This window comes from Paenibacillus sp. HB172176 (assembly GCF_011947265.1).
In the GTDB taxonomy this organism is placed as follows: domain Bacteria; phylum Bacillota; class Bacilli; order Paenibacillales; family Paenibacillaceae; genus Pristimantibacillus.
Map to the genome: position 1 here is coordinate 76,949 of NZ_JAATHD010000018.1, position 12,460 is coordinate 89,408.

The window sequence follows — 12,460 nt, forward strand, 5'->3', positions numbered from 1 at the left end:
TATTACCCGGGCCAATGTACTCTAACGAATCCTCATAGCGTTAAAAGCCCGTTTACCGCGCCGTTTAAAATCTAACGAATACCCATATCCTTATTGCTCTTTGATAGGCTATAAAAGGTCCTGCTTTGCTGCTTAGCGTTATGAATCTTCGTTACATTCCTGTAAAAGGTGATTTATTGAGATTAACGTTATGAATCTTCGTTAGATTCTCTCGTGCGGGGCCTGCTTAAAGTCCACTTGAGAGCCCTAGCATATATTCATGCACAAGTACCTTTACGCTCACCCCTTAATCGCTCCAATCATAACCCCCTTCACCAAATACCTCTGGATGAAAGGATAGAACAAGAGAATCGGCAGCGTCGCCACCATCATCGAGGCGAACTTGATCGAATTGCCGGGCAGCCTCGCGCCGAATTGCGCCATTGCCTGCTGCTGCATGAACGACATGGAGTTCTCCGCGATGATCTTGAACAGCATCGTCTGCAGCGGCAGCAGCTCCTGCGTGCGGATATACAGCACGCCCTGATAATAATCGTTCCAATGGTAGACCGCCGCGAACAGCGATATCGTCGCGATGACCGCCATGCTGTTGGGCAAGACGATTCGGAACAGCACGCCATAATCCGAAGCGCCGTCCACCTTGGCGGATTCCTCCAGGCTCTCCGGTATGGTGCGGTAGAAGCTGATGAAGATGACCATGTCGAAGAACGTATACATGGCCGGTATAATGAACACCCAGAAGCTGTCGTAGAAGCCAAGCTTCGTCATCAGAATGAAGGTGGGAATGAGCCCTCCCGAGAACAGCATCGTGATCAAAGCGATTTTCATGTATATCTTGCGCCCAATCAAATTGGTCTTGCTGAGCCCGTAAGCCACGATGGCGGTGAACAAGACATGCGCCGCCGTCCCGATGACCGTCCGCAGCGTCGTAATGAGAAATCCGTTCATCATATTCTCATTGCCGAACACCACCCGGTAGCTGTCCAGTGTGAACGCCTTCGGAAACCAATTCTCCGTGCCTAGCGCCGCATATTCCGCCGCGTTCAGCGAATTGACAAGCACGAACCACATCGGATACAGCGTGATGAAACAAACCCCCAGCATGAGAAGCGTGTTGACGACTTCGAACGGACCGATGCGCCGAAGTCCTCCTCGTGTTCCCATCTTTCTGCCCCCCTTTTTTAAAATTCAAGTCACCCCTTAAAAGATGCCGTCGCCGCTTAGCTTTTTGGATGCGTAATTGGCCATGAACAGCAGCGCCAACGCCACGATTGATCGGGCGAACAGAACAGCCGTCGAGAAAGAATAGCGGCCGGACACCAAGCCCATGTTGTAAATGTACAAATCCAGGCTTTCCGCCATCTTGATGTTCATGTTGTTCTTGAGCATAAAGATCTGATCAAAGTTGCTGCCCAGCATACCCGCAACCGCCAGAATGAACAAGATCGCGATTGTCGGCCTGATGCTTTGCACCGTAATATGCCACATCCGCTGTCCTCGGCTCGCGCCGTCCAGCTCGGCTGCTTCGTACAGGGCCGGATCGATACCGGCAATCGCGGCGATGTAGATGATCGCGCTCCAGCCGGTTTCCTTGAGCGTGTCGGAGAAGAAGGTGATCCACCAGAAATACTTGGGATCGCTGTTATAAAGAATTTCACGATCCTGCACCCCGATCGCCATCATCAGCTGATTCATCACGCCTCCCTCGCCAAGCCAGTTCAGCAGAATGCCGCCGAAGATCGTCCAGGCGATGAAATGCGGCAAATACGAGATCGTCTGCACCGTGCGCTTGAAGCGTATGCTCCGAATTTCGTTCAGCATCAGCGCAAACAGGATCGGGATGCAGAAGCCGAGCGCGAGCCGCAGACTGCTCATGCCGAGCGTATTGCGGATCGAACGCCAGAACCGGTCATCGCTCGTGAAATCCTCAAAGTGCTTCAGCCCCACAAAGGGCGACTCCAGCACGGGCCCCGATATGCTGTAGTCCATGAAGGCGATAATGAGCCAGATCATCGGAATGTAACAGAAGATGAACATCCAGACGATTCCGGGTATGACCATGCTTTGCAGCTGCCACTGCCTTAGAAACGTTCTCATTTGTCCTGCTTTGTGCCGCAAGCTTCCTTCGCCCCCTTCCTTCTCCATCGTATGAAAACGCGACCATAAAAAAAAGGCCATCATTTTTGGCCCTATCCCATTTTTTTGGATTTGATTGATTTCGCTTCCCGGCGGAGTATGCTGAGAGTATCTGATGACAGAACAAGCAGGAGGACGAATAGGATGAATGAGAGGAACAAGCTGATTTGGCAGCAAAATTTCCAGCAGCCGAGCGCCGACCTGAGCGCATGGAATATCCGCATCGGCAATGATTTGCTGAATGAGAACGGAGCGCCTGTCGATACGGGTTGGGGAAACGGAGAACAGCAATATTATACGGGGCATCCAGGCAATCTCTATATAGATGAAACGGGGCTGAACCTCTGCGCCCGCCGCGAGACGACAACCTTGCAGGACGGTCGCAGCTTCGTCTACACCTCAGCGCGCATCGATACCAGGAATCATATGGCCTATACTTATGGCAAGCTGATCGTGCGCGCGAAGCTGCCCGCCGGGAGCGGCATCTGGCCCGCCATCTGGCTGCTGCCGCAGGAGCAGGCTTACGGCCATTGGCCGGCCTCCGGCGAGATCGACATTATGGAAGCCAAGGGGCGCTTGCCCCGGCAAATTTTCGGCACGCTTCACTATGGAAAGGACTGGGAACAGAAGCAAATCGACGAATTTTCTTACACTTTTGAGAACGGTTCGATTACGGACTTCCATGATTATGGACTGGAGTGGGATGAAGCGTCTATCCGCTGGTCGGTCGACGGCCATCTATTCGCGAAGCGGCATTTGGAGCCAGGCATCATGCCCTTCGACAAGTCTTTCTATCTCGTGCTCAACCTTGCCGTGGGAGGCTGGTTCGATAGAGTGCCGGTCGATGAAGATGCGCTTCCTGCGGTCATGACCGTGTCCCGCATTTGGTTGTATCAATAAACAAACGGCAAAAATCCGTCGACCTGGCTCAGTCTACGGATTTGCCTGCTAACATTCGGTCGAACGACGATAGATCATCCGATACGGCACTGTTACACGCACCGGCAATGAATACTGATTGTCCAGGTAATCCAGCAATAGCTTAACGGCATACATGCCCATCTCGATCTTCGGCACATGTATAGTCGTAAGAGGCGGAGACGTGAACTCCGATAGTTCAATATTGTCAATGCCCACTATCGCAATATCCTCCGGAATACGCAAGCCTCGCTCGGTAATAGCGCGCATAGCCGCAATCGCCATCGTATCGCTTGCGGCGAAAATCGCGGTTGGCGAGCTTCCCTTTTTCTCAAAGGCTTTCTTGGTCAACTCATAGCTTAGCGAAACATCCCATTTCACATCTATGATCCAGCTATCGTTCGTCTCCAGTCCAGCCTCTTGCATGGCGCTTAAATAACCGACGCATCGCTTCTCCTGTCGGAAAGGATCGTTTAACTCCGATCCGCCGATATATCCGATCTGCTTATGCCCTTGCTTGATCAGATGCTGCACGGCTTCCTTCGCCGCAGCCTCCCTGTCATAGCATATGACCGGAATGCTTTTGTCAGCCAGATCCACGCCGATTACAGCCTTCACATTCTGTCTGATCCATTGGTAAGCGTCGGCATCGATGCGCTCCACAATAATCATGCCGTCGATTCGGTTCTCCTTCACCAGCGCCTGCAGCTTCTGAATATCGCCTTGATTCTCGATGCTGTACACAAACTCCAGCTTGAGCCCCCTTGCTGTCAGCGCCTTTTCGATTCCTTCCAGAATAACGGAAAAATAAGGATTATTATATTTATTCTGCGGAATAGCAACGACGCAGCCAACATGAATCGATAGCTTGGCATCGGCTTTGGCTTTTTTCTCCGATCGGTTCGACTTGTACCCGAGCTTATCCGCAGCCTCCCAAATCTTTCTGCGGGTCTCGTCGCTTACGGAACGGACAGAATCATGGTTCATCACGCGCGATACCGTCGATATGGATACACCGACCTGCTCTGCAATATCCTTCAACTTGGCCATTATAAATTCCTCTCTATTCGCCATCCAATAAAATTGCGGCAATTGAATATTAAGTTGCGGCAAACATAATTGTATAGCTCCTCTCAGCATTAGTCAAGGCAAGCCAACTGCAAGAAGAAGCTGCAAGCAGAAAAAAGGGAAAGAAGCGAAAATACGCTTCTTCCCCTGCCTTCGAGCAAGTCTATTTATTTCAGCTTCGACTCCAGGTCCTTGATAGCCGCATCCAGGTCGCCGTCTCCGGCAAGCGGATTTTTAAGCGATTGCTCGCCATACGTCCATACCAAATCTGTCTTTTTCGTCGTGAAAGGCGATATGATGCCGAATTGCTGCGCGTCGAGGAAGATTTTGTTCTCCTCGCCCACCGTTGCAATATACGCATCCGATGCGGCTTTGTTCGCAGGTATCGAATAGCCTTGTTTCGCCAACTCCGTTTGACCTTCCGGTCCAGCCAGCCATGCAAGCAGCTTGTAAGCCGCTTCTTCATGCTTCGTGTTGTGCGAAATCGCCATGCCGGCAGGCTGCACGACCGTCTTGGTCTCTTTGAACTTCGGCAAGTAAGTCGTGCCGTAATCGACATTCGCTTCTTTGAAATTCGTTGTGTTCCAGTTGCCTCCGGGATTCATAGCCACTTTGCCCGTTGTAATACCCAGATTAACCTGGCCTCCGAGTCCTTCGATTTGAGCCGGTGTCGTATTGATATGCTTCTTCGTCGCATCGATGAAGAAGTCCAGCACCTCGCGCGCCTCCGGTGTATCGAGCGCAAGCGAATCATCCTCATTAACCAGCTTCGCGCCATTGGACCAAAGCTCCGGCTCAAGGAACCAGTCCATGCTGGAGCCAGGAGATACGGACATGCCCCATTGTACGATATTATCGCTGTCAAAGCCTGCTTCTCCTGGATTCTTGCCGTTTTTGTCCAGTGTCATCTTGGTGGCAATATCTATAATTTCATCCCATGTCGGCTCAAGCGAAGGCACCGGAGCACCTTTCGGGTTCTTGGCGGGATCCGCGAACATCGCCTTATCGTAATACCAGACAATAATATTGGCATCGATTGGCAAAGACACTTGCTTGCCGCTGTATTTATGCAAGCCAAGCAAGCTTTCGTCGATATTGCTCAAGTCGAAGCCATTGTCCGCCAGCAATCCATCCAGCTCCTTGAAGATTCCGAGCTCGCCGTATTTCTCAATATAAGCATAGCTGGTCTTGAAGACATCCGGGAGCGTGCCGCCTGCCGCATTAGCCGTCAAGCCGTCCCAATAGCTTCCCCAATCCTTGCCGTCCAGCTTAACGGTAATCGTCGGGTTGGCGGCCATGAACAGATCCAGAAGCTCTTGCGTCCGCTGCAGCTCCTCCGCTGTGCCCCATTGCGAATAGGTGATGGTCGCCTTCTCTGCCGGCTTATCCGTTTGTTCGGCTCCGCCGTTGTCGCTCTTGCCCGAATTTGTCGCTTCGCTTGCGCCGCTGTTATTGTTGCTGCTGCAGCCGGAAATGATGATTGTCATGGATAATACCAAAGTTAATAGACTCAAAAACCACTTGCTGTTCGTTTTCATAGCCAGTCCCCCAAGAGATTATTTTGAAAACAGTAGTCATTGAATTGCTTCTGTCATCCCGTGCTGTCAACCCTAGCCTTTCGAGCCTGTAAGTACCACCCCCTCGACAATGTAGCGCTGCGCGAACAAGAAGAGCAGTCCGATTGGCACAATGCTTATGAACGCACCGGCGGCAAGCGCCGGGAAATCCTGACTCGTCTGACCGATTAACAGCTGCAAGCCGACGCTGAGCGTGTACATATCATTGCTCTTGATATATAGGAACGGTCCGAGAAAGTCGAGCCATGAATTCACAAAGGCGAATATCACTGTCGTGACAACAATCGGCTTGGACAATGGCATAATGACTCGGGTGAACACCGTCCAACGATTCCCGCCGTCGAGATAAGTGGCTTCGTCAAGCTCGGTCGGAATTGTCATGAAGAATTGCCTGAACAGAAAGATGTAATAAGCTCCGCCAAGCCATGCCGGCACAATGAGCGGCAGCCAGGTATCGACCCAATGCAGCTTCGTGAACAGCACATAAGACGGAATCATAAGAATAGAGGGCGGAATCATCAAGGTCATCAGGACGACAGGAAACAGCAAATCCTTATATCTGGTTGCAAATCGCGAGAAGCCGTAAGCCACGATCGAGCTGGACACTACCGCGCCAATAACAACTAGCGCCGAGATGGTGAATGAATTCTGTATCCATCTCCACATTAACGGCTGTATATCGAATAGTCGCTGGAACGCTTCGAAGTTCAACGAATCGGGCAAGATCGCAGGAGGCACCTTATACGTCTCGGCCTTCGTCTTCATCATGGTTGACAGCATCCATACAAGCGGTCCTGCGAACAAAGCCAAAATGATTGTAAGCAGCGCGTATTTGCCAGATTGCTTCGTAACGAAATGTTTTGACCGGCTCATTTTATCCCCCCCTTACCTCTCGCCTTCATAATAAACAAACCGCTTGGAAAGCTTCATAAGCACGAATGTGACCAGCGAAATCAGGGCGAACAAGAAGATCGACTGCGTCATCGCCATGCTGAATTTCAAATCCGTAAATGCCGACTTATAAATCGTGTACACAAAGGTGTATGCCGCATAATTGGGTCCGCCCTTCGTCAGCAGCAGCGCCTCTGTGAACATTTGGAAATTGTACATCGTTTGGATAATGACAACAAAGAGAATGGAAGGGCTGATCATGGGGAGCGTCACGCCGAAGAAGGATTGAACCCGATTCGTGCCGTCAATGAGGGCCGCCTCATACAGATGCTTCGGCACATTCTTGAGCGCGGCCAGGAAGATCAGCACGCCGCTGCCGGAAATCCACACTTGCAGCAAGATAATAACCGGCTTGACCAGCCCCTCGCTGCCTAGCCAGTCAGTCTTGCCAACTCCAAGCAAGGATAAACCCGCATTCAGAATGCCGAATTCCGAATTGAACACCAACCGCCATATAATAACCGTGGCCACGATCGGCACAAGTGTCGGCAGATAATAGAAGGTGCGATAGAGAGCGATTCCCTTGACATTCATATTCAGCAGCATTGCTATCAGAAGCATGCCAACCGTTACGACAGGAACACCGATGATGACGAAATAACCGGTATTCCACAGACTCTTGCCGAAGATCGAATCATTTACCATAGCCGAGAAGTTGGCCAGGCCGACGAAATTGTAATCCGCCGCTCCCGGCAGACGAGCATCTGTGAACGCGTAGAATACGGATGTGCCGAAAGGAATAAGAACGAAGAGCGAGAAACCGATTATCCAAGGAGCAATAAATAAGAAGAAAACGAATGTATCATATCTTCTCAGCTTGTTTTTCATTCCGGCGCCTCCCTACCTTGTAAATTCGTTCAAATAGACATAGCGTTCTTCCATAATGGATTTCTCCGCTGCCAACGCGATCAAAAGCGCCTCTCTGCCAACATAAGCGGAAGCGAAGGGATCGCCGCCCTCGCGAACACTCTTGACGAATGCCATTCGCTGTGTCTGTCCGCCGGTATGCCCGCCCATGATCGAATCCGAGGTGACATCGATATCCAGATGATCGCGGGTGAAATCCACCCCTCCGACGATATCAATCGTCTTATCATTCCTTGCTACCATCTGACCGCCGTTCTCGCCGATCAACCCGATCTCCAGTCCATCCCCCATTAGATTGCGAGGCTTCAAATACATGCACAGACCAAGATTCGCCTTGCTTCCATTCTCATAATCGATCGTCACCCAGGCATGGTCCACAATAGAAACATCTTCAATGACTTTGGCCGGATAATGGCTGTACGAATTCGTAATTCTGTTCTGCTGCCCCTGCTTCATTACATGCTGTCCGCCGCTTGCGAACACTCGAGTCGGCCGCGAGCCGATCATCCAATTGAAGATATCAAAATGGTGACAGTCCTTCTCTACAAGCGTGCCGCCTGACTTCTTCTTGTCATAGAACCAGTCCGTAGGCGGGAACGGATCGCGAAATTCCTTGCACCACATCAGCTTCACCTCGCCAAGACGATTACGCTGCAGCTCCTCGGCCATTCTGCGGTAGACATTGGAATAACGATAGACAAGACCAATCTGCAGCAAGCGCTCATTTTTTTCTGCCGCTTCAATAATCGCATCGCAGTCCTCCAGCGAATGGGCAACAGGCTTCTCCAGGAACACATGCTTGCCCGCCTCAAGAAACGCAACCGCCACCTCACGGTGCAAATAATTCGGCACACTGATGACAACCGCGTCGATATCTTCTTTATTCAGAAGCTCCTTGTAGTCGCTCACGATAACCGGATTGTCGTTCTTCAGCTCCGCGAGCGTACGCTCAACATTAGCCTGATTCATGTCGCAAATATAGTTCACCTTGCATTCCGGAATAAGATCGAACCCTATGCAATGATGCGAGCCCATATCGCCCACACCGATAAACGCCATTCTCAATTTATTCATTCTCAACACTCTCCATCAATATTATTGCGCCAAATTCGTTTCAGTCCGTTACCATTCATGGCGAGTATTCGTCGTTCATGCAATGATCATATCGCATCTTTTACATCAAGTCAACAATAATTTGGGTAAATTTATTTGTTATTTGCGGCAAATATATTTACGGTTTAATTCCTTTATTATAGCGTTTTTTCATCATATCGGAATCAAATATACATGTTTTCTACATTTAAATCTGACATCAAAATAGAGGTTCATCGTAATTATTTGCGCCAAATTTATTATGAAAGCGTTGCGCAATATGCAGAGCGAATAAGCAATCATATATCCATGACCATTGCCCCCATTATCGCAAAATCATAGTTAGATTTCGTTAACACTCCGCCTATCTCTCTCACAAGATTTTTCCAGTTCATCTTCATGAGGAGGACGCTTTTAGACAAAAAAAACCGATCGAACAGCCAAGCGACAAGCTTGGTTATTCAATCGGTTTTGAGCCATACTATTCATAGAAACACCGAAAATAGCGGTGACTTAATCAGAGTACCCGAGCGTACCTTAGGAAACCGTCCGCGCCTTCTCCTTCGCTGCGGCATCCTTCAAACCAAGCGTCTGAGCGGTCGATTGCTGAATGTCTGCTATCAACTCCGGATTCTCCATCAAGGTCGTGCCGTAGGAAGGAATCATCTCCTTAATCTTCGGCTCCCATTCCTTGATTTGCTGCGGGAAGCATCTTCTCATCACTTCCAGCATGACGGATACGGCTGTCGAAGCTCCAGGAGAAGCGCCGAGCAATGCTGCAATTGATCCATCGGCCGCGCTAATGACTTCCGTTCCGAATTGAAGCGTGCCCTTGCCCGCTGCCGTGTCCTTGATGATCTGGACGCGCTGCCCTGCTACGAGCAGCTCCCAGTCGTCGCTCTTCGCATCGGGAATGAATTGTCTGAGCTCCTCCATGCGCTGTTCCTTCGACAACATTAATTGCTTAATGAGATAAGTGGTTAACGGTATATTTTTCACGCCGGCAGCCATCATCGTGACCAGATTATGCGGCTTGATCGACGTGAACAGGTCCATGTTGGAGCCGAATTTCAAGAACTTCGGCGTAAAGCCGGCGAACGGGCCGAAGAATAACGATTCCTTCTTGTCGATGACGCGCGTATCCAGATGCGGAACGGACATAGGCGGTGCGCCAACCGGCGCCTGACCATACACCTTCGCGCGATGCTTTGCGACGATTTCAGGCTTTTTGCACACCATAAACAGTCCGCTTACCGGAAATCCTCCAATTCCTTTGCCTTCAGGAATGCCGGATTTCTGCAGCAAATGCAGACTTCCCCCGCCGCCGCCAATGAACACAAACTTCGCGTTCAGCCTCTCGACGCTGCCGTTCTCGACGTTGCGGACCTTCAGCTCCCAAGAGCCGTCTTTCGCTCGTTTAATATCATCTACATTTTGATTGTATTTTATATCAACATTTTTGCTTTTCAGATGTGTGGTCAAAATTCTCGTCAAAGATCCGAAGTTTACGTCTGTTCCAGACTCGATGCGGGTTGCCGCAATCGGCTGATTCGCGTCCCGATCTTTCATCATCAATGGAATCCATTCCTTCAGCTTATCCGGATCCTCGGAAAATTCCATTCCCGCGAATAACGGATTGTCTGACAGCGCGGCGAACCGCTTCTTGAGGAAGGATACATCCTTCTCTCCTTGCACGAAGCTCATATGCGGCACCGGCACGACGAAATCACGCGGATTGCGGATGAGATTGCTCTTGACGAGATACGACCAGAATTGCTTCGACACTTGGAACTCTTCGTTGACTTTAATCGCTTTGCTAATGTCGATTGAGCCATTCGATTTCTCGACCGTGTAGTTCAGCTCGCACAGGGATGAATGTCCCGTTCCCGCATTGTTCCATTCATTGGAGCTTTCTTCCCCGGCCTTCGAGCGTCTCTCGATCACTGTCATTTTCCAGTCCGGCGCTAATTCCTTCAACAGTGATCCCAGTGTGGCGCTCATAATTCCCGCGCCAATTAAGATAACGTCTGTTTTCGTTTGTCTGCTGCTCATGATTACCTTCCTTATTCCGTACGATTTCCGGCTTAATCACCTGTTTTCCGGATCCATTCACTATTATCAGTCTATCACTATTGCATATCGATGAAAATAACTTTCACCATTTTGTAATCGTTAAAAAGCTGGTAATGGAGATCTTGTATGCCAATTCGAAGCTTCATGCTTTACTGTAAGTTTACAACTGTGCCCCCCCAGGGTCTAATATATAATGTTTATCGGGACAATAGCTTTTCTCGATGACTGGCATTTCAGAATTAGCCCCGACAGGAATCGGACCGTGCATGTCGAATTCCCTTGAGAAAACCATAGATATAAATTCAGGAAGGCGGGTTATTCATGAATCCGAAATTTTCGCATCAGCAGTACAGAATCCGAAAGCAAGTGTTATCGCTTGCCGGAGCCAGAATCGATATCTTCGATACTGCCGGGCGAGCTATTTTATTTTCCAAAATGAAAGCGTTCAAGCTTAAAGAGGATATTCGGCTGTTCGAGGACGAGTCCATGACGAAGGAACTCGTCACGATTCAGGCACGCAACGTTATCGATTTCTCTGCGATCTATGATGTGGTGGATGCAGAGACAGGCGGAAGAATCGGCTCCCTGCAACGCAAAGGAATGAAGTCGATGTTCAAGGATGAGTGGAGCATCCTGAATGCGAACGAAGCAGCGATCGGACTCATTCAAGAGGACAATGCATGGCTGGCTTTCGTTAGAAGATTCTTGACACAATTAATTCCGCAGAAATTCAAGCTTCAGATTGACAGCCGTCAGGTCGCGCTCTTCCGTCAAAACTTCAATCCGTTCGTAAGCAAGCTGCATCTGGATTTTTCCCAGGATACAGGCAATCAACTGGATCGTCGATTAGGCCTTGCTGCGGCGGTGCTTATGCTGGTGGTCGAGGGTAAGCAAGGTTAATTCCATAATGAAGCGCGGACCGTTGATTGGACGAATCGCTTGCTGAGTCGCTCTATCGATTAACAAAGCTGTCTGACCGTTGACAAATATTGCGCCCTTCGGGATAATAAACGCAAAAGAAAGTCTGGGAAGCACCTCTTTAGCGCTTAACACCTGTGTGTTAGTCTGAAGAGGTGCTGTTCGTTTATTGAAGGAGGTAGAATGCGGAAATGAAGAAGAATAGGGAAGATCAGGCGAAGGAACCGCCTGTGACCTACGACGTCTACGCCGAGCTGCCTGACGATGGGCAGAGATACGAAGTGTTGGGCGGCGTACTGGAGCTTATGTCGCCAGGGCCTGCCACTGCACATCAAGCGGTCAGTCGCGAATTGGAGTTTCTTTTTATGAAAAGCTGTAGAATGGATTATATTATCTTTGACGCGCCGGTCGATGTCATCTTGAGCGAATCGAATGTTGTGCAGCCCGATATTCTGATGGTCCACCGCAGCAGGCAGCATATCGTGACGAAGAGAGGGATAGAGGGATCGCCCGATCTGGTCGTCGAGATTCTGTCTCCAGGCTCTCGCAAACGGGACAAGGTTCGAAAGTTCGCCATCTACGAGGAGCACGGCGTTCCCGAGTATTGGATAATCGACGCCGAGTCTCGCACGCTCGAACAGTTTCAGCTTTCGGATGGGGGAAGATACGCGCTTGTCCAGGTGTTCGAAGGGAATGACCCCGTAACATCAACCAGCTTGCCATGCGTCTCGTTCATAATCGACGAGTTGTTCCGGGATATGCCGGTCTAGGGTGTTAGGACGGCATGCCAAATTCCGGTAACGACGCGACACTTTTGCTTGCGCCGGGCTTGCTGGACTTTGGCTCAAATTCGGTAGGCT

General features: G+C 50.1%; 11 protein-coding genes. 3 read left to right on the forward strand and 8 right to left on the reverse strand.

From position 1 onward, the window contains the following. Positions 1–279: 279 nt before the first annotated feature. Complete coding sequence (locus HFP08_RS20515) at positions 280–1,164, reverse strand: carbohydrate ABC transporter permease (protein ID WP_168122479.1); 885 nt, start codon at positions 1,162–1,164, stop codon at positions 280–282. 36 nt (positions 1,165–1,200) lie between these two features. Beyond that, positions 1,201–2,181, reverse strand: coding sequence for an ABC transporter permease (locus HFP08_RS20520; RefSeq protein WP_240941626.1), 981 nt, complete (start codon positions 2,179–2,181; stop codon positions 1,201–1,203). Between the two features lie 99 nt (positions 2,182–2,280). Here HFP08_RS20520 and HFP08_RS20525 point away from each other — a divergent pair, with 99 nt between their 5' ends. After that, a complete protein-coding gene (locus HFP08_RS20525) occupies positions 2,281–3,036 on the forward strand; it encodes a glycoside hydrolase family 16 protein (protein ID WP_168122480.1) in 756 nt (251 codons plus the stop codon). A gap of 48 nt (positions 3,037–3,084) precedes the next feature. On the opposite strand, the gene HFP08_RS20530 is transcribed toward HFP08_RS20525, so the two are convergent. The 6 genes from HFP08_RS20530 to HFP08_RS20555 all read right to left on the reverse strand — a co-directional run bounded on the left by HFP08_RS20530 (position 3,085) and on the right by HFP08_RS20555 (position 10,661). Continuing rightward, positions 3,085–4,104 (reverse strand): LacI family DNA-binding transcriptional regulator, encoded by a 1,020-nt coding sequence (locus HFP08_RS20530; RefSeq protein WP_168122481.1) that lies wholly within the window; start codon positions 4,102–4,104, stop codon positions 3,085–3,087. 185 nt (positions 4,105–4,289) lie between these two features. Continuing rightward, on the reverse strand, positions 4,290–5,660 hold the full coding sequence (locus HFP08_RS20535; RefSeq protein WP_168122482.1) for an ABC transporter substrate-binding protein: 1,371 nt from the start codon (positions 5,658–5,660) through the stop codon (positions 4,290–4,292). Between the two features lie 72 nt (positions 5,661–5,732). Then, on the reverse strand, positions 5,733–6,572 hold the full coding sequence (locus tag HFP08_RS20540) for a carbohydrate ABC transporter permease (protein WP_168122483.1): 840 nt from the start codon (positions 6,570–6,572) through the stop codon (positions 5,733–5,735). 12 nt (positions 6,573–6,584) lie between these two features. Continuing rightward, entirely contained in the window at positions 6,585–7,478 is an 894-nt protein-coding gene (locus HFP08_RS20545) for a carbohydrate ABC transporter permease (protein ID WP_168122484.1), read from the reverse strand. Positions 7,479–7,490: 12 nt separating this feature from the next. Then, entirely contained in the window at positions 7,491–8,591 is a 1,101-nt protein-coding gene (locus HFP08_RS20550) for a Gfo/Idh/MocA family protein (protein WP_168122485.1), read from the reverse strand. Positions 8,592–9,146: 555 nt separating this feature from the next. After that, positions 9,147–10,661 carry a malate:quinone oxidoreductase gene (locus tag HFP08_RS20555; protein ID WP_168122486.1) on the reverse strand — a complete coding sequence of 505 codons (1,515 nt, stop codon included), beginning with the start codon at positions 10,659–10,661 and terminating at the stop codon, positions 9,147–9,149. Positions 10,662–11,003: 342 nt separating this feature from the next. Between HFP08_RS20555 and HFP08_RS20560 the strand changes: the two genes are divergently transcribed. Further along, a complete protein-coding gene (locus HFP08_RS20560) occupies positions 11,004–11,582 on the forward strand; it encodes an LURP-one-related family protein (protein ID WP_168122487.1) in 579 nt (192 codons plus the stop codon). 209 nt (positions 11,583–11,791) lie between these two features. Beyond that, positions 11,792–12,370: a Uma2 family endonuclease gene (locus HFP08_RS20565; protein WP_168122488.1), complete on the forward strand. Its 579-nt coding sequence runs from the start codon at positions 11,792–11,794 to the stop codon at positions 12,368–12,370. Positions 12,371–12,460 lie beyond the last annotated feature (90 nt).